Consider the following 25,640-nt stretch of genomic DNA (forward strand, 5'->3'; position numbering starts at 1 on the left):
ATCCATGCGATTGGCCTAATTACTTGATAGGGTAGACATACTCGATAGGTTACACCGATGACAAAAGAAAAGATGTTGAATGAGTACGTAACCTTAGACGAGCTGCGGATTTTATTGGCTGTCTATAATTCAGGTTCTATAAGTTGTGCCTCTGTTGATATTGGTGTCATGCCGTCAACAATCAGCCGCAGCCTGTCGAGATTAGAAATTAAGCTCGGTACATCATTAATAATGCGTAACACCAGAAAGATTGAATTTACTGCGGATGGACTGAAGTTACTCGCCCATGCCAAAGAGATCACCGCATCAGTGAACAACATTGAGGATGAATTTAGATCTAATGGTGCGACGCCATCGGGTACCTTACGGATTAATGGTGCATCACCGGTATTAGTTCACCTCATCAGCCCCATTCTAAAGAAGTATTTAACCCAATATCCACAGGTCAATATTGAGTTACAAAACAACGAAGAGATAATTGATATTATCGAGAAGAAAGTAGATATTGCGCTGCGCGTCGCGCCACTGACTGAAAATAGCTATCAAGTTACTCACATAGGCTCGAGTAAACGACGTTTATTGGCCAGCTCAGAGTATCTTCGTCAGTATGGCTTTCCTAACTCAATAGAAGATTTAAACAATCACATATTACTCGGTCTTGAAGGCCCCTCGATCCTTAACACATGGCCGATTGAAGATGGTAAAAGTCAGAACCTTCGGGTTTCTCCCCGTGTTGTAGCTTCTAGTGGTGAAGTGTTAAGAAAAATGACCCTGTCTGGCACCGGTATAGCGTGTATCACTGACTTTATGACCAAAGCAGATCGGAATAGCGGCAAGTTAATTGAGGTATTAAAAGATCAAACAATTGATGAAAAAAGAGAAATCAGTGCGGTGTGCTATCGCGGAACGAGCTCCTCTATCAAGGTGTTATCCTTTATTGAATTTTTGAAAAAGGAGTTACCCAGCCTGCTATAAGCCTTAATATTGATTTGCTGTCAAAGCATTACCAATGCAGCGCGTTACCAGTCAACATTAAGGGTTTGTTGAATTAAGCCGCTATGCGGCTGGGAAAGATAAACAACATCTTGATTGTGTTAATGTCAATATAATGAACTGTCGATTTAATTAATGTTACCAATCTATGCTGGTTAACATACAGACATCATAACAATATCAAGGATAAACAAGTTAAAACAATATCTTATCTATTTAAACCTTTAATGCAAGTCGCGGGCAAACATCAATGCGCATTATCTAATGTTTAGGTGTATATCGGTCAATTTGTTAGTTATTTGCGTAACATAAACATCATCAGCACCATATTTGCGCACTAACAGACGCCCAAATTTCGAACCAAGGTATAAACGCATTGCCCACAAAACAGTTAGTGATTTGCTGTACGGATTGACGGGCTGATTAGAACGGCAGTTGCTCACCGCTAACATCATAAAACTGACCGGTATTGTGAATAGATAAATTGTTAATCACGTTGATAATCCCAAGCGCGGAATCATTAACCTTTACCTGTGCAGAGCTGCCGCCCATATCAGTTTGCACCCAGCCAGGATGAACAGAGACCACCGCGACATTATCATCAACAAGTTCTGTCGATAAATTGATGGCTAGCATATTGGCTGCGGCTTTAGACATTCGGTAACCATACCAATCGACACCTTGAGGTTGTGATAACGATCCCTTAGAAGACGAGATAATCGCTATTTTGCACAAACGTGTTTTATTCAATAGAGTTAGTAAACAATGGGTTAAAAATAATGGCCCGAGCGCATTCACTTTAAAACACATTTCAGCGTCAGCATAATCGATAGCATGGATACTGTGATTATCTCGATCTAAAAAGCCTGCATTATTAACAATTAAATCGAGACTTATATTTTGCTGACGGAGCTTATTCGCTAAGCCATGGATGGTTTCAGGGCTCGTGATATCCATCGATTCAATGGATAATTTGTCAGAAAACTGAGCCTTTAACGAAATAAGATCCGTCTTTGTCGCGTCATCTCTACAGGTCGCTATGACGCTGCAACCGTTGGCAAGATATTGCTCTGTTAACGCTAGACCAATGCCTCTATTCGCACCGGTGATTAATACCACTTCACTATTCATTAAAAACCTCTAAATCGATTGTTTTATCTAATTTTCTGATAACTTCTTCTGATAAATATAGATGTAAAATATTGATAAATATTATCTTGTCGTTGTGCCATTGTGGATGTAAATCGAAATGTTTATTCTGTGCTGCGATAGATAGAGTAATACCAACAATGCGGCAGTATTACGATCAACCACAAAGGCTTAGTGATCATTGTCATGCTCTGCTTGTTCCTCGTATACTTGCTCTGAATTCATAAGCTGGTGGCTGTAAATGGGCGTTCAACATACTTGCGTGAACTACCTTGCTCAAACGACTTGTTCAAACGACTTAGCTCAAATGACCAGCTGCGAAGTAACTACTTGGACGTTGCAGCAATGCTTAATGTATTGAGAGCAGCCGATATTTTGTTAATAACCTTATCGCAGCCGGCAATATTATGACGCAGTTTAATGTACTTCGGGTTGTTATACGACAGCCAAACCTTGTTATCAGCATCCTCGCTAATCAATACCTTTTGTGGCAAGTCAATTGCGACAAGCTGGTTACACTGCATCAATTGGGTGCCGATGTTAGGATTTCCGAAAATTATCACTTCAGTTGGCCTCAGTGCTAAGTTCACTGCGGCGGCATTTTTTTGATGATCAATTCGGGAAAAAACCGTAAACCCTTTATCTTTTATGATTGTCTCAAACCTATCTGCCGTTTCTTTGGCCGAGTAATGGCTTTCAACAGTGATAAGGCTCTCTAACGCGTAAGCATGAGTCGAAGCGAATAAGACGGCAACGGCTAAGCAAATATTTCTAATCATAAAGTCACCTATTAGGTATGTTTGATGAATAGTGGCACTTCGGCATAAAACGCGGGCACAAGCAGCGTTATAAAAATAGTGATAAATTCTTAGCTAAGCATTTGTTCTACGCGAGCACGATTAATATGAGTTAAGTTATGAGCTAAGTTTCAGGCCACTTTATCAGCGCGGCCCTAATTTAACTGCAGTACCCAAAGTCATTATTTTGGACGAACCATCCATAACGTCCCTGCCAGGAATGGTTTCAGTCGTGGAATAAATCCGCCATGAAAAATTAAATTTAAACCATCGTACTGCGAACAGGCTTAAATAGGCATTCAATTAGTGATACTTAAGTGACCCCCCAATACTGTTGTTTACTCTTTAGGCTATCGCAATAAAGAGTCGTAATGTAGAGACGTAATGAAGAATCGTAATGTATACGATCCATCAAGTGCTGGTGGACGTAATATGCACCAATAAATTAACCTACTAATTATAGATTGGTTTTTATTTAAACAGTTGCACGCAACAATGCGTAAATATGCATTTAAATGAATGGAAGTTAAAAATCTGTGCCGGGTAAGACTTTTATTTTTGCATAAACAAGAATATTTATTCGATTATTATGTGAGGCTAAGCCTTTTGGTTAAGGCGAGTATAGTGCCGTCATTTGGACTGCTCTTTAGACCGCTTTTCGGCATGTTTACGCTATAGACATGGTATGCACATGTTGTAAACTCAGCATGCTTTTTTTGTTTTACTTCGAGGTATGTTTGGCTTCACATCATTCGTTATTAAATCATCAACGTCATTTTGAACGTATAGGGCCTGACTATCGTAATGGCGATTCGGTCAGTTTTCTCGACATCAAGCATACCTTTGGTTTGCAGCATATCCGTGTCGGTAAATGGGTTAACCGAGAAGAGTCTGCGCTTGCGGCAAATCTAATTTTTGACTCGCTAGCCGACTTAGCCAATATTCTAGGCGTGCCGCCTGAACTAATTGGCTTACGTGGCAGTTTACGCTTTGCCTTTGGTCATGGTGGACAAAAGGGGGTTCAGGCACATTATTCACCAGCATATCGTGAGCTAGCCTTAGCTAAAAATGCCGGAGCAGGGGCGTTAGCCCACGAATTTTGGCATGCGTTCGATCATTACATTGCCGACAAAATGTTTATTGATGACAGTCTGTTGAGCCCAGATGCCTACATGAGCGCTGCTAATCGATATGCTTGTGCCACCGATCATTGGCTTGCCGACAAATCGTTAATTGCTCATCCACTTAACCAGCAATTATCCAAATTATTCGAAATCACCTTTTTGAATGCCAGCAGCCAAGAGCCACACGGTTCTTTACTCGATGCTTCCTTACCAGATATATCCTCATCACATGCTTCCTCACCACATGAGTACGTGCGGCGCTCAATCGCATTAGATAAACTGCAACGCAGCCAATATTTCGCAAAACCCACTGAAATGATGGCGCGTGCATTCGAAGCTAGCATTGAAATGTATTCACAGGTCAATGCCAATATAGCCAATCCATACTTAGTTAATAGTACGATTAACTCGCCACTCGCAAAGTCAGGAGGCTATCCAGACGCTGATCACTGCCGTGAAATATATCGAGCCATGCTGGCATATTTTGAACCGTTAGGCTTAGCATTCGATAAACAACATCAGCTATAACCACAAGGCGTTGAATCATATCCATTGACTCGCATTAGCGCAATAACATCAGCGTTAATGCGAAGTACAACGGGTTAATGTATTCATTCAGGACAAAGCACAGCCCAATACGGGTAACACAAAATGCTGACGCCATTAGTTTACATTTTCTCATCGATTTCCAGCTAGCTGTTGTTCCCCCTAAAAGCGCCATACTTATGCTGTCGTATTGGTCTAAACAGATTTTGCGCCAATGTCTATGGGCGTATATACGATTTATGTTTATTAATGCCTATCCTTCAATCTCTGCTCATTATCGACAAATAGCCGTCATCGCTTTTATTAACACCAAGGGGTTATGAATAGAGTCATAAACGGGTAATACCTGCTTATCGGTCTCGAATAACCCATAAACAGCCATTTGTGCACTGCGCACCGAATACTCTACCGTAAAGACACAATCCTTTGGTACTTCGGCAAACTGACCCAGAAAGGCAAAATTAACCGCCCCCTGAGGCAGCACGTCGGGACGATCCCCTTTTGCACAAGGCATAAAGAGACTATCGATAAATGGCATGGCGACGGGAATACAGTTAATTTTTTGGGCTTCAACTACGGGGTTCATTAAATCCTTAATGCCTAAATGTCCCCATAATTCTTCAAGGATCTCCTGTCCACTACAGTCCGACATTTTTTTATCGACGTAATTGCCTTTTTTATCAGGATATAACCCATATCCCCAAAAAATTTTGACATCACCGGGCTGGTTAGGGAAATGCGGTTGGCGGGCAACAACAATCGACATCAGCCAGTTTGAATCTGTCATCGTCACCAGCCCACCGGTGCCAGCTAAGTTGCCGCTGAAGTTTTCCATATAATCATGAAACGTGCGGTCTTTAAGGGTAACCGTAAAGGAGTACCATTTTTGCAGATCAATATGATCACAAAACACCCCAGGATTGCCAAAGGCACTGTCTTTGTTGGCGATGCTTTCCCATAACATCCAAGAACCCGAAGTGGATTTATCTTTTAATACTGGTGCTTCTGTCCAAGAACCCTGATCAGTACTCTCGGTAATGGAACCGTTAGTAATGAACACATAATCATTAGCACTTAAGGGGATCTGTTGGGCGTTTTTGTCTTTATCTAGTGTATGTATTATGGTCGCTTTTTTGTGGTCTGGCGCAAGCTTAAAATCAATATCAACGACTTGGGACTGCAAATCAAAATTAACCCCTCTTTCTTGTAGGTATCGTTGTAGCGGTATCACGACAGAGTGATATTGATTGTACTGAGTTCGCATGATGCCCTCCAACGTTGGCATCCCATCCAATAAATGGATAAAGCGTTTCATGTAGCGTCTCATCGCGGCCACACTACTCCATTTTTGGAAAGCAAACATAGAGGTCCAGAGGTACCAATAGTTCGTCTCGAAGAAGGAGGCTTCAAACCAATCCTCAATCCGCACATTATTTAAGGTGGCTTCTGATACAAAGGTCAGTTTAAGTAAATCTGCCTGATGTTTTAAAGACAGTCCGAACGATGATAAATCCATCCGTTTGCCCTTTTTCAGCAACCGGGCCTGGGCATGAGAAACATATCGAGCATTAAACTCAAATGTCTCGTCGGTGACAGAAACCGTAGGATCATCATAAGAGGGAATATGTGATAACAAATCCCAGTAGCAGACAAAATGTTGTTCATGCATGCGGCCACCGCGAATAACAAAGCCGTTTTCAGGATCGCCGCAACCGTCCAGAGCACCACCTAAGGTCTCATTTTGCTCTAGAATATGGATATTGTTACCCGCAATAAAGGTATCGTTAATTAAATACACTGCACTGGCAAGAGATGCAATACCGCCTCCAACAAGGTAAATTTTTGAGTTTTGTGGATTGCTATTTTTTTCCTGTTGCATTGCTTAGTACTCCTTAAGATAATTTTCTTGAAGGGCCACCACTATCGAGCATCAGTCATGCCTGCAACAAGGAGTAACCCATTAGCCTGTCACTGTTTGATCACTTGTTAGCTTTACCTGCTAAGTGAACCGTATTAGGTGGATCTTTTTTTCCATTAAGGTTTCTAAACGCTAACCTTATGTGAGCGACAAGACGATAAAATACGATTAGGCAAAGCCATAAAACTTGCTGCTGGTGGCTCGTCTCACCCTATACCAACAATCTCTGCTGATAACATTTTTAAGATGCATTTTCAGATAGATGATGTCAGCTTGGCGCTGTATATAACCCACGACTCCCAATGCTCACCCCATAACGGCCAGAGTGGTCAATATCCAATAACAGCGCATGTACTAATAAGTATAAGAAGAATAAATGTCATTTTTCATAAATTTTAAAATTTAAAATAAAAATAAGCGCTTCCAATTACTTAACCTCGCCATTCACGCGTAATGCGTTAATGCCCTACAAATCATGTCCCGCTTGTCTCCGGCGTAAGGATAGCGATAAGTTTTTTTGCTGGTTTAAATCTGCCATAGTCCTCATTTTTGATTATCTAGCACTGAACTAAATGATCACTGTCATGAGATCGTGCAACTACACATCAAGTTTAGATAATAAAAAAGGCCTAGCTTAATAGCTAGGCCTTGGCGTTTTAGATTGGTAAAGGTATTGAAGCTTATTGCTAACGACCCATAATGAATAGCTTATATCTACCTTGAAGAATACCGTTAATGGCTTGCTTATAACCCATTACTCAACACAAATTATTCAAAACTCATTGCTCAAAATAATTGTTTATAAAGAATGGCCTGTTAGCTAATGGTTTACTGTTTTTTATAAACCACGCCGTCTTTCATCACAAAGGTGACGTTTTCCATTAAGCTGATGTTATCCAGCGGATTGCCGTCTACGGCGATAATGTCGGCCAAGAAACCCGCTTTGATCTGGCCTAAATTATCTTGTTTTAGCAGTGCGGCACTGTTTACCGTCGCGGCCTGCAGGGCTTGAATAGGCGTCATACCAAAGGTCACCATGCGAGAAAACTGTTTACCATTGTCTCCATGGGGATAAATAGCCGCATCTGAACCAAACACCATCTTGGCGCCGGCCTTAACGGCTTTTCTAAAGCTGTCACGCTGGGCTTGTGACACTTGCTTTTCTTTATTGATATTGGCTTCTGGTACGCCATTGGCTGCGCCAAAGGCGAGGGTGTATTCAGTGTTGTAAATATCGCAAGACAAATAAGTGCCCGCTTTCAATGCCATTTTAATGGCTTCATCATCCATAAAACTACAATGTTCAATGCTGTCGATACCCGCGCGTATCGCATCTTTAATGCCGCTAGTACCATGGGCATGGGCGGCGATAACAAGGCCACGCAAATGGGCTTCATCCACGGCAGATTTGAGTTCTTCATAAGTCATCTGCTGGGCGCCAACTTGGGTGCCTTTAGAAAATACCCCGCCAGTGGCACAGACTTTAATCGCATTGGCACCATATTTAATGTTTTCACGTACTTTAGTGCGCACTTCCCAAGGGCCGTCGGCAACACCTTGAGCTTTAGCGTGGGCTTCTGGTGCGGGGAAGTTATCATCGCAATGTCCGCCGGTAATGCCAATTGCATGTCCTACAGCCCAAATGCGTGGCCCAGGAATTTCGCCAGCATCTATTCCATCGCGAGTAGCAATGACGGAATAACCCGATGCGCCTAAGTCTCGCACTGTGGTAAAGCCTGCAAGTAAGGTTTTCTGGGCATTTTTAACCGCTTTAACGGTTTGTCTTGGCACTGAATAATTCATCGACTCTAAAAAGTTATCTTCAGCATCGCCAGATAAATGCACGTGCATATCCATCACCCCAGGCACCAGCGTTTTACCCTTGAGATCGACCAAGTTGTAATCGGCTTTATTGGTGATGTTTGCAGCGGTGGTAACCTTAATTATTTGATTGTCTGATACGATAATTGCAGCATCATTAACACTTTTACCTTTAGCAACGTCGATATAAGCATCGGCTAAGATCAGCGTGTCTTGGGCAATCGCTGGAGACATAAAAGTGGTACCTAAAATTAGGCTAAGGGCGATCTTAATCGCATTAATTTTATTATTTTTTAAAGGCGAGGCCATTTGTAAAAATCCTTTGTTGTTATTGTTAGGCGCGGACATTGTTTACGTTGCATCGTACTAGGAATAGCACTAGGCATAGCCAGCTCTTTCTCTGCTTAAACGTCTGTTTGCACATAGCTTAAAAAGCATACGAGCGATAAATACTCGATTTTACAAAGCATATTAACAACTTGTTAACGTTACACGTAATAATTTGTGTATCAATTTGTATTAGCAGATAGTAATGAAGGGCTGTTTTAGCGTAATTGCACGAGCAATAATGATGATGAATAATGAAGCCATGCTCGAGTTGCTTCATTATAGGTGTCCATCATTTAACCAAAGTCAGACTCGTCCAGTACCTGCTTTAAGCGCGCAAAAGTGTTCATGGTTTCATTGGCCGTCATTGGTGGATAATCAAGGTTATTGGCGTTTAGTTGATATTGGCCATCAGCCAACTTTGTCACTTTTCGCAGTAAATATTGATTGTCTCCTGCAGTATCTTGGATTTCGATTGCCATAATTTGTCCGGTAATCGAACCTGCATTGATGGGTGTAACCCGTTCTAATAACAGTAAATCACCATCACTAATTTGATTCTTACCGCCATTCATAGAGTTGCCACTGGCTGGCGCGATAAAGTAGATGGATGGATCTAATCTACTAAAGCTATCGTTTAATTGTCGCGTCTCAAAGTAGTCATCTGTTGCGGTTTTAAAGTGACCACAAGCGATTTTTAAATCCGGATAAAAGTTGAGTGATGGTTGCGCGTCTTTTGTAACATCTTTGGTAATAGCAACTACAGTATCCTGATTGTTATTAGTCGATTCTGCGGTATTCATTTTGGTTTTGGTTAAGCGCTGGCTATAACGTGCGAGCAGTAATTGGCTCAACTCACTCATACTACGAGTGATGGTTTCAATATCCTCAACAGCAATATCCACATTAGCGTGTAAACAATCATTTTGAACCACAAACCAAGATTGAATATCAGACTTATCCTGTTTACATAAAAACGTAATTGGATTGTCTAACCAATACTTACGCCACTGAGGAGACTGAGCATTAACTTGCTGTAAATCAGCTTTAACATCTTGGGTCCACAATTTAGGATAACGTTTAAATACTTGCCAACTTTTGACACACAGCGAGTCAATACTAGGCGGTGTGCTTAAGCCGTCTAGTTCGATGAAAGCCTCAAGTAAAATGGCTTTAAAGCACTTGCTCATTGTGGCTTTTTCAACCCCTCTACTCAGAAATATCAAATATGGCGTTAACGAAATTAATGTTTTGTCTTCACGTTCTTGGCTTAATACCAGTTCAAACCAACTATCATTTTGCTTGGTCATTTTACTCCAAACATAACCACTGTGATAAAACTCGGTGGCAGTAGGGCGGTGACCTAAATCATCTTTGAGTAATTGGTATTGTTGATCTGCTTTGGTGTAATCAAGTTTTAACTGTTGCCAAAAGTCGACCAATTCGGGATCGATATTGATTAAGCACTTAGAATCGATTTCAGGATTGTTAAGATGCTTAATCGCTTCATTGGCATTCGCTTTTTGTAATAACGCCATTGGACGATTTAAAAAGCTGATGTGATTACCGATGAAATCGATAACCGAGACAAAGGTTTTATTGGTTTCGGGTGATGTGCGTAATCCACGGCCTAACTGTTGTAAGAATAGAATTTTAGATTCAGTCGGACGTAAGATTAAGATAGTGTCTATTGCGGGTAAATCAGTACCTTCATTAAACAAATCGACTGAAAATATCACCTCTATTTCCCCCGAGTTTAATTGGCCAAGCGCTTCGCCGCGTCTAACTTCTGAGCCGCTATGCACCGACACGGCTTTAATACCACGGGTAGAAAACCATTGAGCCATAAAGTCGGCATGAGCTTTAGAGACGCAAAATGCCAAGGTGCGTTGCTGCTTGTGTGTTTGCCAATGACCAAACACGTGTTTAGCGCGCTTTTGTGTAGCAAACTGATTCATTAATTGTTGCGGATCAAACTTACCATTGCGCCATGGCAACTCTCGGTAATCGACCGTTTCGTCTTTAATACCTTGGTAATGAAAAGGTACCAAAATACCCGATTCAATTCCGTCGATTATGTTTTTTTCAAACACCAAATTATTATCACATAACGATAGAATATCAGCTTGATCGGTACGCTCTGGCGTGGCGGTTAAACCGAGTAAAAACTGCGGCGTAAAGTGGTTGAGTAATAACCGATAACTGACGGCGCCAGCATGATGAAACTCATCAACAATGACGTAGTCGAAGTGAGCTTGATCTAGTTTATTAAGATATTCCGGTTTGCCTAATGTTTGAATCGATGCAAATACAATGTCCACATCAATGACTTTGGTTGTCGCATTAAAATGACCGCTCACCATATTAGGCAACAAGGTTTTAAAAGTGCGCTCTGCTTGGAGTAATATTTCTTCGCGGTGGGCGACAAACAACACCTTTTTTGCGTTAAATTGCTGAACATCAAATGCAGCTAACCATGTTTTACCCATGCCCGTGGCTAATACAACCAGTCCCTTGGATTGCTTAGCTAAACGGGTATCCGCTAATGCGATTAAAGCTTCTGCTTGGGCCGAATTAGGTACTGGTTCTTCAGGCTCTGTTTCATGAACAATCGATAAAGGTGGTTTAAATAATTTACGCTTTTGGGCATAGTCGTTGATGAATGCATCGCTAAGATCGATTGCCTGCGAATGATTAAAAATCTGTAAAAACTGTTCACGGATATAGCTAAATTCTTTAGGATCTTGATCCGGTAATAAATCGTGGCGCAAGCACCATTCAAATGCGTGGGTAAATGCCGCTTTACTGATGTTATTTGATCCAATAAAGGCACACCCTATATCTGTCTGTCCTGTTTGTTGCTGGACGAAAATATAGGTTTTCATGTGAAAGCTTTGATGATTTTTGCAGACAAATATTTTGGTTTTAGCGCCGCGAGATTGCAAAATCATTAAATGGCGTAGGGCAACCGGATCGGTAATCAAAAGATAGTCAGAAGTGACAATTGAAATGCTGGCATTGCGCTCTAGCGCATCGGATAAAGCATCAAAAATTAAATCTAGACCCGATTGCTGAATGAACGAAACCGACATTTCAATACTGGTTGCGCGGTTGATTGCTTGTTGTAACTTGGGTAAAAAAGGGTCATCCAAGCCACCGCTGGTTAATACAGGTCCTTCTGCTAACTTCATTGTTGTATCTCTACTTTATTGCTTTGATTAAGATGGCATTGAGCCATTTTTCATTTTCACGATCAGGGCGCACATCTGCGGTCACCCAAGTCTGGTTAATGACTAAATTTGTTTGTTGTAACCATTGCTGCAACCGTGACTCATCAGCATCGGTAAAAAAACGGCCATTATGACTTCGCTCTTGATCGCCATATTTAAACGAGCAATAAAACACGCCACCATCTACCAGTGTATTGGCCAAAATAGCAAAGGTGTTGGGTAGGTCTGTGGCGGCAACATGCAGTAATGAAGCGCAAGCCCAAATGCCAGCAAAGCGTGGTTGCTGCTCAAGCTGCTCAAACTGACAAACACTGACAGACTGGCCAATGTATTTTGAGGCGGCTTTGGCTAATTGGGCACTGGCGTCAATAGCGGTCACATTATAGCCCAAACCAATAAATGCTTTACTGTCACGGCCAGAACCACATCCCGCATCTAATATGCAGCTGCCAGAGGAGAGATGATGTATAAAAGGTTGGTACAATTCACTCATATCTGCATTGACGGTTGATTCAAAAAAGTCTTGTGAATGTTGGTCGTAAAATTCGATGGTGGACATGAATAAGCCTATGATTAATATTGTTTAAGTTTATCTGCAATATTGCGTTTATGATTGTCTCAAGAGTTTACTTTTTGAATTTGGAAGCTTTGTTAGCACCCCCAAATAAGCACTTAATAATCGACTTGCTGAATCACCTTTATAGCCACTTCTCCACGGCCTTTTTTAGACGGTACTCGATGTCCGGTGTCGGCGTTGGTTTTCATTGTTTGAATAAACTGATTCATTTTCGGCCCAATGCTGATGTGCAAAGATCGATTTCTACCGTAGTAATACAGGCGATCAAACTTAAGATTTTCACAAATCCACAGTGCGACTTGCTGCATATCGACTTGTTTGCCGTCATTGATCTCGTTATGGCTGTCGAGCAAGGTGAAGTCGCATGCTGCGCCTAAACGGTCGCAGATAATTTTTTGATTTTGATTGAGTTCATGGGAGCAATGTTGATCAAGCTTTGGCGCAATATGAGGATTGCGATTTTTAGCAATTTTTCTGACCAGCTCTGGTGAGCAAAAACCATAAGTGAGCGCTATTGGCCCGAATTGATCGACGATGGGGTCAAGTATTTGGGTGGCGAGTAAACTGAGGGCGCGCCATGAGTCGGGTTGCAATGGCAGATTTTCAATTTGATGTTCGATAGCCGTTGAACCGCAGTTTATTAACGCTGCGTAGGTAAAATAGCGGCTCGCTTTGCCATTGATATTATAGGTAAACAATCATCATCCATTATCTGTGTTTATTTGGGGTAACAATACCGTGTATTGATTACGCTGACTAGATTGAACTGCTAATCGCGATGATAAACCTATGAAATTGTGATTGAGAATGAACATCATCAACAGTGTGCGGCTGCCATCGCTAAATGCTATAAGCCTGAAAAACGCTGAGTAGAGGCTTGTAACGGATTTATCGATGTGGTCAGTAAAAGAATGAGGTGTTCAAACTCATTTTTGAACATAAAAGGCTTAGCACTAAAGCGTTAGAGGACAACCTATGGGGTTGATGATAGTTGATGATAGTTGTTGCTAGCTATTAATAGTGGGTGTTGATAATCGATCCGGTCGCAATTGGGTTTTTTAGTTCAATTGTTGTGGGGATTTTAGATTATTTCACCTTAATGCAAGATGATAAACCGTTATTTGTTACGAGCTCTAAGGTGTATCGATGCACATGTGCTGCCCGCGGAGGATACGATTGTGATAATCATTTCTTTTATCAAAAATAAACTTTTTCAACATTATTCAATAAGTGATAAAAACTAAATAGCACGCATAATGTAAGCATCGCGATCATGCAATGTGATCAAACTCAATAAGACACCACAAGCAAAGTGTTATAGTAACACACTGAGTTTGTTGGCAATTATTCAATACGATGTTCAGTAAAAATGAATCGATAATTTTCAATGTATTGATGTTAAGCGAATATATGTTAAAGGATTTACGATTAGGCATAGCAATAAGCTTAAGTTTCTTATTGTTTTTGCCCTCCTAAATGCGGTTGCAGCAAATCAAACCAGAGCCTCTGCTAGTGAAATAGCACTTTTGTCAGAGCAGCTAAAAGAATTGGTTGATCAATTTACGATTTAACTATGTTTTATTGATAATGATGCGCGCCTCTGTGATGCGCTTTTTTATCTTTCTTAACCGTTCTTAGTCTGATTGTCTGCAAGTCAATTAGATTAGAGGAAATTGATATTTTTGACCTTATCACCCCGATATCATATTGGATATTGACCACCTTATGGTTGGTTATTGTCGGCATTTGTCTGCTAAAAAATAGACAATTATCAACCCTTGATGGAGCTGTTGGCGGAATGGTTGCCGTTCTCCTTATTATCCTTGGCATTGATGCCGTCAGGGCCATCATTGAAAGTGTCTATTTGGGGTTGTATTTTACCTCACTGTACGGGCTGATCCCAAAAGCTATCAACGAGCTGTTGTCGCAACCCTCTTGGCTCATTATTCCCCAATTAATCAATGTTGCTGCTGGCTTGCTGGTCATCTGGCTTCTCCTCAAGCGTTGGTTACCAAGCGAGCTGGGTGAACGCGAAGAAACCTTGCGCGCTCTTGAGAAAGCGAAAACAGCATCCGTTAATAACGAAAGGTTGTTTACCTCAATTTCTAATTGTGTAACCGACGGCTTTATTTTTGCGGACCCAGACCGCCGAATTATATCGATAAATCAGGGAATGGAACTTTTGTTAGGGTATCGCTCTGATGAGCTTGTTGGGAATACCACATCGATTATTTATGCCAGCAATGAAGAATATGAGCGACAAGGTCGAATGTATTTTAATCTCGCCGCTGGAGAGAAACTCAAACCTTATGAAGCCAACTACCGCCACAAGGACGGCGGGATCGTTGTTGGCGAAACCAGTCGAATTATGATTAAAGATGTTGATGGCCAAATTCAGGGCTATATGGGCTTCATTCGGGATGTCACCGACCGCAACAAGACCGCGATGAAATTACAGGCGAGTGAGGCGATACTGTCCCACCATGTTCAAAATACTCCGCTCGGGTACATTTCATGGGATCAACACTCAAAATGTATTGAGTTGAATAAATCAGCCGAAGCCATATTCGGCTACTCTGCCGATGAAGCTAGGGGGCGTTCGCTATTAGATTTATTGGTGCCTGAAAAAAATAGAAACGATATCAAAAATGTCTGTAAGTCATTGTCAGAAAACAATGATTATTCAATAAACATCAATGAAAACATGACAAAAAATGGTCGGAGCATTATCTGTGAATGGCACAATACACCAATTGTCGGTGACCGCGGTGACGTTATTGGGGTGATGTCATTAATCCAAGATGTTACCGAAAATAAGCGCACCCAAATAGCTTTGGAAGAGACCGAGAAGAAATTTAGGGAGCAAAGCCAACGTTATGCTGAAGTGATTTGGGGCGCCAACATCGGTACCTGGGAATGGAATGTACTAACGGGTAACATTATATTGAACGAACGTTGGGCCGAGATGTTGGGCTACTGCCTTAAAGAGCTTGAACCCATTAGCATCGAAACCTGGAAAAAACTACTACATCCCGATGATGCAAATGATACAAATCAATTGCTAACGCGTTGTTTCAGGAGTGAGACTGAATCTTTAGAATGTGAGTTTCGGATGCAGCACAAAAACGGTAGCTGGGTTTGGATCCTCGATCATGGACGGGTAGTTGAGTGGACAACCGACGGCAAGCCCATGCGAATGTCCGGCACACATCAAGACATCACTAAGAGTAAGCAATCAGAAGACGTACGCAAACTTGCTGCCAGCGTATTTACCTACGCCAGAGAAGGGATCACCATCACCGATACCAACGGTGTCATCATAAACGTTAATGATGCTTTTAGTGCTATCACCGGCTACTCACGCGGTGATGTGATAGGACTAAATCCGCGAATGCTTAAATCGGGACTTCATTTACCAGAGTTCTATAAAGAGATGTGGGCCACGTTGCAACAAAAAGGCTATTGGACGGGGGAGGTCTGGAACAAGCGTAAGAATGGCGAGGTTTATCCGCAGATACTTACCATAAGCTCGGTACTCGATGATATTGGCGTGGTACAAAACTACGTTGCCCTATTCACCGATATTACTGCGATTAAAGAGCATCAGGGACAATTAGAACGTATTGCTCACTATGATATGTTAACAAGCTTACCTAATCGTACATTATTGGCAGACCGTCTAACCCAATCCATGAAGCACAGCCAACGTCAACAGTCATTATTAGTGGTCGCCTTTGTTGATTTGGATAGATTCAAAAAAATTAATGATACCTACGGTCATATCGTTGGTGATGAATTATTAATTGTGGTCTCATCTCGCATGAAGGAAGCCCTACGTAATGAAGATACGCTGGCTCGCATAGGCGGGGATGAGTTTGTCGCTGTGATAGAAAATATACAAACAATGGCGGATTGTGAGCCTATCTTAGAACGACTATTGCTGGCTGCATCGGATCCTGTGGTGGTGGGGGGCGTTAGGTTGGAAGTATCTGCCAGTATTGGTGTCTCAATTTATCCACAAGATGGCGTCGATGCAGACCAACTCATGCGTCATGCCGATCAAGCCATGTATGTTGCAAAGCAACAGGGAAAGAACCGCTATCGCTTGTTTGATTCTGCACATAATACCGCGATGGTTAATCAACATGGAGAATTGGAAAGAATACGTAAGGCATTGGATGGGAATGAGTTTTTGCTTTATTACCAACCTAAGGTCAATATGAAAACAGGGGAAATGACTGGCGTTGAAGCGTTAATTCGTTGGCAATGCCCCGAGCGTGGTTTAATCGGCCCTAACGAGTTTTTGCCTGTCATTGAGGATCATGTTCTCAGTATCGCGCTAGGCGAATGGGTCATTGGTACCGCACTGAGTCAAATTAAGGCGTGGCAAACGCTGGGGTTGAATATTTCCGTCAGTGTCAACATTAGCGCAATTCAATTACAGAGTGATGATTTTGCCACTCGTTTGGCTGAGTTATTGGCCGCATTCCCCGAGGTTGATCCTCGCGCTTTAGAATTAGAAGTCCTTGAAACGAGTGCGATAGGTGATTTGTTGCAGGTTTCTGAGACCATGCTCGCCTGTATTAAGCTGGGGGTTAATTTTGCATTAGATGATTTTGGTACGGGTTACTCTTCATTGAGTCACCTCAGGCGTTTGCCCGCGAGTTTGATTAAGATAGACCAGACCTTTGTGTGTGATATGTTGAATGACTCCGATGACTTGTCGATTGTCGAGAGCGTGGTGGTATTGGGCAAGACATTTAAGCGTGACGTTATTGCCGAGGGAGTAGAAACCATCGCCCACGGTGTTGCGCTATTGCAATTAGGCTGTGAATTGGCGCAGGGGTATGGGATTGCGAGGCCGATGATGGCTAAAGATATTCCTCTGTGGGCAGCAAACTGGCAGCCAGATGTTGCGTGGCGACAGTTTTGTCAGCCTAAATTAGTCTCCGCAAATTAATGTGGATCAGTGCGAATTATGAGATAACAATCAGGATATTTTGGACTTGATACCGTGCATAAACAGCACTGTATCAAGTAAAACCACGAGTAAATACCCCTATATTATCTTGGCTTCTCGGCGTAGTTTGACATATTGTTGCCTGGGGCACTGACCACAACTTCCGATGACCAAAAAACACGATTAAACAGACAGTAGACAAGATAAAAAACTAAAGGGGGTTTACTCATTTAGGGGCGTGCGACGAGAACTAGCACCAACATAAACGTGTTTGAGTTAACGCTCGTAAAGTGTAGGTTTGCATTAGGGAACGCATGCCAATGTGATATGTACTAACACTTTCAGTCATAGCTGAAGAAATATCGTTATTGTGCCAATTTTGGAAAACGAGATACTTTTAGAATGTCAGATTAAGGGCGGAGAAGAAATTTTCCCTGCCCCCACTTGTTCTGACCCCACTTGTTCTTAGGGTCGTCAAGGGCAAACATCTAATGCCCACACAATAATGGACTTTGGCGGTGACAACGAATCGAACAGGTATAACGGGTCACTACACCTTAAATTTTTCAATTTCTGCCTGCATGGTTTCAGCTAACTTAGCTAATTCATGACTTGCTGCACTGCTTTGTTCAGCCCCAGAAGCGGTTTGATTGGAAATATCACTAATACTGCTAATATTGCGGTTTATCTCCTCTGTAACCGAGCTTTGCTCTTCCGCTGCGGTGGCTATTTGGGCATTCATGGCATTAATTTGGTCAACACTTTCAGTTATTTCTGTTAACGCCTCACCCACTTTTTGTGCTTCTATTGCTGCTTGTTGCGCATTTTCAGCCCCTTGCTCTAACCGATGAGTTGCATCTCGGCTACCTTGTTGCAAGTTTTGAATCGTTTTTTGTATCTCTTGTGTGGATTGTTGGGTGCGGCTGGCTAAGGTTCTAACTTCGTCAGCTACCACCGCGAACCCGCGACCTTGTTCCCCCGCACGAGCGGCTTCAATTGCCGCATTTAATGCTAATAAATTAGTCTGTTCAGAGATACTCTGGATCACATCAACAACACTTCCAATATCTTCTGCATGTAGCGCCAATGATTTCATCGCTGAAACAGATTCCTGCATTTCAATCGATAAGCTTTCAATCATGGCGATACTCTCTTTCACCACCTGTTGTCCTTTAGATGCCGCATTATTTGTATGTTCAGAGGCTTGAGAAGCCGAACTTGCACTCTGTGCAACCTCACGCACGGTTGCGGTAAATTGATGAATAGCGGTAGCAATACACTGAGTTTGTTGTTGCTGTTCGAGAATATTCTGCTTGGTTTGCATCGAAACGGCCGAGTTTTCTTCTGCTGAGCAAGCTAACAATGACGTTGATTGATGAGTTGATTTGACGATATTTTGAAAACTGCCAACTATCTGATTCACGTAATCAGCAATATGTGTGAATTCATCACTTCCAGTTAAGTTAATGCGTTGGGTAAGATCACCTGTGGATATTTTATTCGCGGTACTTTCTAAATTCAGCGACGCTAGATTAATGCGTCTAATAATCTTTACTGATAGAAAGGAGAGAAGAAGCATATTCAATATAACTATTATGATTACTTTAAACCGGAACGAACTAATATTTTCTTTTGCCTGATCAAAATTAGCTTTACCCTCTGCAATTTGTATATCTAGAAAACCTTGCGCCTCTTGAGTTACTAATTTGAAAGCAGGGTTAATATTCTTTAATAGAATTATATTGGCTTGCCTGTAATTGCCGACTTCTAATTCCGCTAATGCCAGATCAAAGCCCTTATCGGTGACGATATCAAGTTGACGAACCAATCTATTTATTTGTGTTTTTTCATCAGCAAGTAAATCGGATGATAGAATTTCATTATCAACAATATTATGCAGTAATTTTAATGATTTTTTGATTGCAGTAATGTGTTTGTCTATTGGGTGATCATGTAGTTTAGCAAACTCTGATGTAGGACTATGCTGCAAGGATAATAACAAAGCACTTCTTGCATTGCCCAACTCGTCTAACACTTTTCCGGCACGGATAGTATGTTGCATTCCCTGTGAATATAAATCTTCAATAGATAGAGTGGCTTGTTGCATACCGGAAATACCTTGGTATGCTAAAAATAATAGCGCGCTTAATGTGATTACAAGACTTAATTTTAAGCGAGCACTAACTGATTGTAATTTTTCTAAAAACCGGGACGATTTAACTTGGCTTGATGGGTTGTTAATTGATGATGACATTTTATATCCTTTATCTTGTCAGTGCGCGGTGTGCTTATGATAGAAAAAAGAAAGAATATTAATCATTATTACCGTTAAAGTCTGAGAGGCATTTAACATTTTACAGACATTAAATAACATAATAATCTTCCTTGTTTTGATTTGAGTTAATTATTCAACTTTATATCTGTCATTTATCATAGTGTAATGGCAAAGTTAATTTGGTTAATAAACTATTAATCAAGCAGTTAACAATCAATCTATTTCCGTTAGATATCATTATGTGGCTGACAATAATCTCGGTAATAATGGCTAAGCCAAAACCATATAGATCCATTAAAAATAGTATTATTCGCCCACTGCTACAGGTGATTTTCGTTTAGACAGCACCTAGAACTTTTCTGGCGGCGGATGGGTAAAATTATTTATGTCTCGGTTCCGTTTACTGTAATTATTTAATGATTATGGCTCAGAAGTACAATCGGTTGAGGCTCCCTTTAACAGAGAATAGCCTAATGGTTTTGTCTGTTCAGTATGCTGTTCTGGATATTTTTGCTCATTAACATTAACACATCGCTATTAATGTCATCGCTACCACCACCAGTCATCAGTCACGACTAATACCATATTTGAATATTCAAATTTATCGCTAACGACTTAATTTAAGTCTTAATTTAATTAATCAGCTTGAATCGTTTATCTCAGTATTATCGCTTAAACGTCAAACTAGCGTTTTCTACGGAATAATTATAATGATTAAACTTGATCTAGATCAAGTGTGCGATCGGAAATAACTGGTAGAAATGAACCTGAGTTTACAAAAAATCACTGTTGGAGATGTACTATGATTGGAATTCAAATCACACAAGCAGAACAAGCTAACCTAGTTAATTCTTTATGGCTATTAGATGAGGATAAGCAAGAAGCACGCTGTGTTGCTGCGCTCGATAAAGAGCGGCAGGACAAGACTTTTAGCATTGCCTCTCTTGGTAGCATCGAGTACCGCGAAGTGCCCGTGCAGAGAGAACCTGAACGTCAGGGCGGCCAGCATTTGAACGTGAACGTAATGAACCGTGAAATGTTGCTAGACGCAATCGAAAACCCTGAGAAGTACCCACAGTTAACTGTGCGTGTATCTGGCTATGCCGTGCGATTTAACGCACTGACTTCTGAGCAGCAACAAGATATTATTACACGAACTTTTACTGCGACCATGTAGTTTCAGTGACGGTAATCTTGACCATTAAAAAAATCGCTGCTGCGATTTTTTTCGTTTGGTGCTTAGCTTTACATTCTGATTAGCATCTTGTCACAACTATGGTCATTGTAGGCACAGCAGACGAGTTCCCACACTCATCTCGCCAAAGTCTACAAAAGGGGAGAATGTTAACGGCTATTACTTTACGCATGACCATCAATGATGCTATTTTTTTGCCATTAATGTTGCAGGATTTCCTGCTACACGGGCATAAGAGGGAACATCTTTTGTGACAACAGAACCCGCGCCCACTATCGCTCCTTCATTAATCGTCACCCCGGGTAATATAATTACACCGCCACCAATCCATACCTTATCTTTTATCGTTACAGGTTTAGCTATTTCATCTCCGGCAATACGTTTATCAGCATCAAGTGAGTGCGCGGCTGTGTAGACTTGTACTCGTGGACCAATCATTACATTATCACCTATACTGACTTGAGCATTATCTAAGATAATCGCACCACTATTAATGTAACTTTGTTGCCCTAAAGATAAATGGCATCCATAACTCATTTCAAGGGGAGGGGCTATGTGACTTGTTGTCGATACTGATGCGCCCAATTTTTTTAGTAATTCAGCTCTTTTTTGTGCATCGATTTCATTGTTAAATTCATGAAGTGTAAGGAATGCTAAAGCTCTTAAATCTGTTAACTTTTGGTCAAGACAATTATATGTTTGACCCTCTCTCATATTTTGTAATTCTGACATTGAGTAAATTGGCCTCTAATTTATAAGCAAAACGCCCATCGTCTTTAATGTTCACTGTCCCCATAAATTGACATAGCCCCATAAATTGACATAGCCCCATACCAAAGCGCAATCATCTCGCTAAATGATGCACCTAAACGTTGACATTAAATGTCCCTGTAGTGTGACTTGTAACGTAAGTTACACAGCGAACAAACCTTGGGGTATAACATGTTACTCCAATACGTTTGCTAAACGTTAACAGCGCTTTCCCTTGCATCACGATAAATGTTATCACCAGGGATCTTAAGCATTTTGGTTTCACCAAAATAAAAAGGGTCACAATAATGTGACCCTTTTTAGTGTGTCCAGATTATGTTAATCCGTTTCAAAGTGGCTGCCGAGTTGTACTTTATCTATTTCAGATATTCAGCCTGAACCCGTGTTAAAAGGGGACATGTGCCAAGTTCTAGGGGCGGCGGATTTATTCACAGTCGCGATTTTTGAAGGCCATTATTAAATGCCATTAGTTAACGCATCAAAGGTCATCCTTGCTTTGCCATTCATATTAATTGAGCTATGGCCATGCATATGTTTTTCTAAGGTATCAATTGAACTAAATATTGGGTTTGATATTTCAAATTGTTCAACGTCATATTCAATGCAGTTCAGAGCAACATGTTTTGTCAGCCGCCCTTTTAACGCTGAGATATCGAGCTGCTCTGCTGATAACACGATAAATTCATCACCATGAACCCTAAATAGCGGCGATGCTGGCAACATGTGTGTCAAGTCTGTAGCTAATTCAACTAACAAATGGTTACCATTTGCCCAACCGGCTTCCTGGTTGAACATAGAGAAATGTCGAAGATAAATGATGGTTGCATGTTGAATTTGTTCTGGTTTGATTTTCACATTTTGCTCACTGCTAGGGGACAGCAATATATTGAGAAATTCGCGATTAAACAGTCCAGTTAGTTGATCATTATAAAAGTAAGCCAGTCTTTGTTGCTCGGTAATATTCTGCTGGGCTTGTTGGGTTGTATATTCCAGTTGAACAGTGCGTAAAGCGCTAACCGCCACTTTGGCGTAGTGCGGATTAAATTGACGGCCTGCAAGTAGTGATATTTCATTAAGGCTTTCTTCAACAGTCTTGCGACCTTTATAGATGCGGTCAGTGGTCATTGCATCAAAGGCGTCGGCAATACATATAATTTGTGCAAGCTTTGGTATCTCTTCACCACTCAAGCCATCAGGGTAGCCTGAGCCGTCATATTTCTCATGGTGAGAGCGAACGATATTGGCAATATCAGTAAAGGTATTGATTTTATACAGTAGTTGGTACCCAGACGTGGCGTGTTGCTGAATAATCTCAAATTCAATTTTATTGAGTTTCCCCGGTTTGAGTAAAATGGAATCTGGCGTGGCAATTTTACCTATATCGTGCACCATTGCTGCTCTATGAAGCTGATCAATTTCCGAATCAGTTAGTCTTAATGCTTTGGCGATACAAACGGCATAATCGGCCACTCTGCGAGTGTGCCCCGCGGTGTAACTGTCTCGTCCTTCAATCATTTCTACCAATGAATATAAATATTGTTCAAAATCATTTTGTTTATCAAACCAATATTTTTTAGCTAGATTCTTATAATGGATCATCGCCGCGCAGCCGATGCCCCATAGTATTAATAAAAATAGACTTGTATAGGTCAACTGGTGAAGCATTTGATCGTAAAAAGGCTGGACGGGAATTGAAATTGAAATACCACCACGAACATCGCCAACGCTATACCCTTGGTGAGCATGACACTTTAAGCATGCTTGGGTCACGAGCATGGGTTCTAAAACGCGCATATAAGTGATGTTATCAATTTTGGCCAGTTCGCCGAAGTCATTCAATGATTTTTGCATTCCCGTTAAGGCTTTTGTTTCCCAGGGATCTGCTGCATTATTTGGATTGAGTGGATTGATACTGGTGATATGGCCTCTAATACCGTACTCATTAGCATAATCTTCAGCCACTTGGGTAAGAATATAAGCAGGGTTCATTAAGGTGAGTTGTTGACCATCATCAGTGATGACATCTCGATTGGCAATATGAGATAAGTAAATATTAGGGGTTGTGCGCTCGCTGACAGGGACATAAACGCCGCCATGTGAAGCTACCCACTTTCTAATTGCAACATCTTTTCTAATGCTTGCCTTAGCTTCGTTAAAAGCTAATTGCTCTGCAGATACTCTGGTTTGCCAATATAACGTTGTGATAAAACCAAGGATCAATAAGGTCCAGCCTACCAATGCTAAGTTCATCGTACGCTCGACGAATTTTGAATTCTTATTCAAAAATTTGTCTCCAGTCGTTTTTTGAATAAGAATTTATATTCGATGTTAAAACGTTAAGTAATAACGAGGGGCAAATTGTTCTCACTGAAATCACCTATTTTAGTCAGGTTAATTTTTTATCAAATACTAAAATATTATGTCATATATTAATTTTTTTTCGGTAATAAATTATCAAGATTGTTAACGCCATCTCACTAATTTTACTAATTTAGTCGTCAACGGTATTGTTATGTTTAAAACACTCACTCAAAGCTGTGTTGTTATTGTTATCGAATTAACATTGCATAAACAGGCATAAAAAATATAGATATATAGAGAGATAGAGATCCCCCTTTTGGAGAAATAAAGTTTGCTATCTCAACACGCTAAAGATAATATGCATAAAAAATGCATCTTATCTTTAGCATAAGCTAAAAATTAATCTGAGCCGTTTAAATGATCCCAACTTCAGCCATTAATTATCGGCATTTGCCACCACCACCGCAGCACCAGCAGGTGGCGACATGGTCCAAAGTTCTTATTGCCCAGCACGTTCAATTGAAAAGCGAAATTAACCACCTTACTGCTCTATTGTCTCAACCCACATTTTGCATCTTTCAATTCGATGCTAAGTTACGTCGACTCATTAAAGGGGTCAAAACCCATTTGCAATTAGAACATGAGTTTTTTACCCCCGTGTTATCGCAATTACATATCACCTCGAATCAAAAACATCGCCTGACAGAGGGCTATGAGGCACTGTTTGATACCTGTGAATCAACTGCGAAACTGGTCTACTCGTTGAAGTTCACCCTCAAAAACACCGCTATTAGTACAAGTCATATCAAAGAAATAGAATGTATGTTCAGTGATATACGTGCTCGTCTTGCCGATGAAGATATAGCCTATTCTATGATTGATACTTTGGAAGAACTGCATGCTTGAGTTTGTATACCATGATGAACCCGCCCGGCTTGAATGGTTCGTGCAGGACTTAGTCACTGCCGCGCAACATACTTTGTATGGTCAAGAGTTACTTTGTCGGGCCACGCTTGTCGATTCCCAAATCCCCATCGCGATGGAGCCGTTGATGGACTATCTCAATCACCATCACGATTTGCTTTTGGAGATGACCAATCAGCAGCTCGACGATTTGTTTATTAGTGGGCGGTTGACGCATCTGATTGACAATAGCATCTGGATCAATATCGCCGGAAAATTGATAGCTTGCGCCAGTTTGTTTGACCGTCTGTGGCGACAAACGCTAAGCAAATTAACCGCTAAGCAAAAACAATGTTTGGTATTAGAGATCTGTGAAGACACTATCAGCAGTGATGATCCGAGCGTTGCAAGGATTTCATTTTTACAAAACCAAGGTTTTAGGGTGGCGATGGATGATTTTGGTTCCGGTCACTCAAATCTTATCCAGTTGAGTCGGTCAAATTTCGACATTATTAAGCTGGATTTGAAGCTTATTCAGGATGTTCCGACAGACTTATGGGCCGCCAGTTTGTATCGCGAAGTGATAAGCCTTTGTTCGTCAAAAGGCAGTCTTATCGTGGCTGAAGGGATTGAAACTCAGGCGCAGTCTGACTTCGTTCGCTGGGCTGGCGTCGATATTATCCAAGGTTTTTTATATTCAAAACCCCGACCTATCAAAGTAAAACTCGCGAAAAACGGGTAATTTCAACAAGT

The 25,640-nt window shown here is 41.2% G+C and carries 16 protein-coding genes; 6 read left to right on the forward strand and 10 right to left on the reverse strand.

Translation table 11 applies throughout. The features are described from left to right. Nucleotides 1-57 precede the first annotated feature (57 nt). Nucleotides 58-975, forward strand: coding sequence for a LysR family transcriptional regulator (locus CXF80_RS03490; protein WP_101031273.1), 918 nt, complete (start codon nucleotides 58-60; stop codon nucleotides 973-975). 441 nt (nucleotides 976-1,416) lie between these two features. Here the strand turns inward: CXF80_RS03490 and CXF80_RS03495 are convergent, their stop codons facing one another. Together CXF80_RS03495 and CXF80_RS03500 are read right to left on the reverse strand one after the other, a co-directional pair. After that, nucleotides 1,417-2,124 (reverse strand): SDR family oxidoreductase, encoded by a 708-nt coding sequence (locus CXF80_RS03495; protein ID WP_101031275.1) that lies wholly within the window; start codon nucleotides 2,122-2,124, stop codon nucleotides 1,417-1,419. Between the two features lie 344 nt (nucleotides 2,125-2,468). Beyond that, on the reverse strand, nucleotides 2,469-2,921 hold the full coding sequence (locus CXF80_RS03500) for a DUF302 domain-containing protein (RefSeq protein ID WP_101031277.1): 453 nt from the start codon (nucleotides 2,919-2,921) through the stop codon (nucleotides 2,469-2,471). A 755-nt stretch (nucleotides 2,922-3,676) separates the two neighbouring features. Between CXF80_RS03500 and CXF80_RS03505 the strand changes: the two genes are divergently transcribed. After that, nucleotides 3,677-4,591 carry an LPD1 domain-containing protein gene (locus tag CXF80_RS03505; protein ID WP_101034664.1) on the forward strand — a complete coding sequence of 305 codons (915 nt, stop codon included), beginning with the start codon at nucleotides 3,677-3,679 and terminating at the stop codon, nucleotides 4,589-4,591. A gap of 292 nt (nucleotides 4,592-4,883) precedes the next feature. Here the strand turns inward: CXF80_RS03505 and CXF80_RS03510 are convergent, their stop codons facing one another. The 5 genes from CXF80_RS03510 to CXF80_RS03530 form a co-directional block, all read right to left on the reverse strand. Then, nucleotides 4,884-6,488 carry an oleate hydratase gene (locus tag CXF80_RS03510; protein WP_101031279.1) on the reverse strand — a complete coding sequence of 535 codons (1,605 nt, stop codon included), beginning with the start codon at nucleotides 6,486-6,488 and terminating at the stop codon, nucleotides 4,884-4,886. Between the two features lie 867 nt (nucleotides 6,489-7,355). Next, on the reverse strand, nucleotides 7,356-8,657 hold the full coding sequence (locus tag CXF80_RS03515) for a Xaa-Pro dipeptidase (RefSeq protein WP_232772032.1): 1,302 nt from the start codon (nucleotides 8,655-8,657) through the stop codon (nucleotides 7,356-7,358). A 314-nt stretch (nucleotides 8,658-8,971) separates the two neighbouring features. Continuing rightward, nucleotides 8,972-11,866 (reverse strand): DEAD/DEAH box helicase family protein, encoded by a 2,895-nt coding sequence (locus tag CXF80_RS03520; RefSeq protein WP_101031281.1) that lies wholly within the window; start codon nucleotides 11,864-11,866, stop codon nucleotides 8,972-8,974. A 10-nt stretch (nucleotides 11,867-11,876) separates the two neighbouring features. Continuing rightward, a complete protein-coding gene (locus CXF80_RS03525; RefSeq protein WP_101031283.1) occupies nucleotides 11,877-12,464 on the reverse strand; it encodes a class I SAM-dependent DNA methyltransferase in 588 nt (195 codons plus the stop codon). A 113-nt stretch (nucleotides 12,465-12,577) separates the two neighbouring features. Then, nucleotides 12,578-13,180 (reverse strand): hypothetical protein, encoded by a 603-nt coding sequence (locus CXF80_RS03530; protein ID WP_101031285.1) that lies wholly within the window; start codon nucleotides 13,178-13,180, stop codon nucleotides 12,578-12,580. A gap of 1,100 nt (nucleotides 13,181-14,280) precedes the next feature. On the opposite strand from CXF80_RS03530, the gene CXF80_RS20390 reads away from it, so the two are divergent. Beyond that, a complete protein-coding gene (locus tag CXF80_RS20390; RefSeq protein ID WP_101031287.1) occupies nucleotides 14,281-17,442 on the forward strand; it encodes a PAS domain S-box protein in 3,162 nt (1,053 codons plus the stop codon). Between the two features lie 550 nt (nucleotides 17,443-17,992). On the opposite strand, the gene CXF80_RS03540 is transcribed toward CXF80_RS20390, so the two are convergent. Beyond that, nucleotides 17,993-19,696, reverse strand: coding sequence for a methyl-accepting chemotaxis protein (locus CXF80_RS03540; RefSeq protein WP_101031289.1), 1,704 nt, complete (start codon nucleotides 19,694-19,696; stop codon nucleotides 17,993-17,995). Between the two features lie 823 nt (nucleotides 19,697-20,519). Here CXF80_RS03540 and grcA point away from each other — a divergent pair. After that, entirely contained in the window at nucleotides 20,520-20,894 is a 375-nt protein-coding gene (gene grcA, locus CXF80_RS03545) for an autonomous glycyl radical cofactor GrcA (protein WP_101031291.1), read from the forward strand. Between the two features lie 204 nt (nucleotides 20,895-21,098). On the opposite strand, the gene CXF80_RS03550 is transcribed toward grcA, so the two are convergent. Together CXF80_RS03550 and CXF80_RS03555 are read right to left on the reverse strand one after the other, a co-directional pair. Then, a complete protein-coding gene (locus CXF80_RS03550) occupies nucleotides 21,099-21,644 on the reverse strand; it encodes a sugar O-acetyltransferase (RefSeq protein ID WP_101031293.1) in 546 nt (181 codons plus the stop codon). A gap of 495 nt (nucleotides 21,645-22,139) precedes the next feature. Then, nucleotides 22,140-23,966, reverse strand: coding sequence for an HD domain-containing phosphohydrolase (locus CXF80_RS03555; protein WP_157822173.1), 1,827 nt, complete (start codon nucleotides 23,964-23,966; stop codon nucleotides 22,140-22,142). A gap of 435 nt (nucleotides 23,967-24,401) precedes the next feature. Between CXF80_RS03555 and CXF80_RS03560 the strand changes: the two genes are divergently transcribed. Both CXF80_RS03560 and CXF80_RS03565 read left to right on the forward strand, forming a co-directional pair. Beyond that, nucleotides 24,402-24,890 carry a hypothetical protein gene (locus CXF80_RS03560; protein ID WP_101031298.1) on the forward strand — a complete coding sequence of 163 codons (489 nt, stop codon included), beginning with the start codon at nucleotides 24,402-24,404 and terminating at the stop codon, nucleotides 24,888-24,890. Then, nucleotides 24,883-25,629, forward strand: coding sequence for an EAL domain-containing protein (locus CXF80_RS03565; RefSeq protein WP_101031300.1), 747 nt, complete (start codon nucleotides 24,883-24,885; stop codon nucleotides 25,627-25,629). The genes CXF80_RS03560 and CXF80_RS03565 overlap by 8 nt, the downstream gene beginning before the upstream one ends. Nucleotides 25,630-25,640 lie beyond the last annotated feature (11 nt).

The sequence above is a fragment of the Shewanella sp. Actino-trap-3 genome (assembly GCF_002836275.1).
In the GTDB taxonomy this organism is placed as follows: Bacteria; Pseudomonadota; Gammaproteobacteria; order Enterobacterales; family Shewanellaceae; genus Shewanella; species Shewanella psychromarinicola.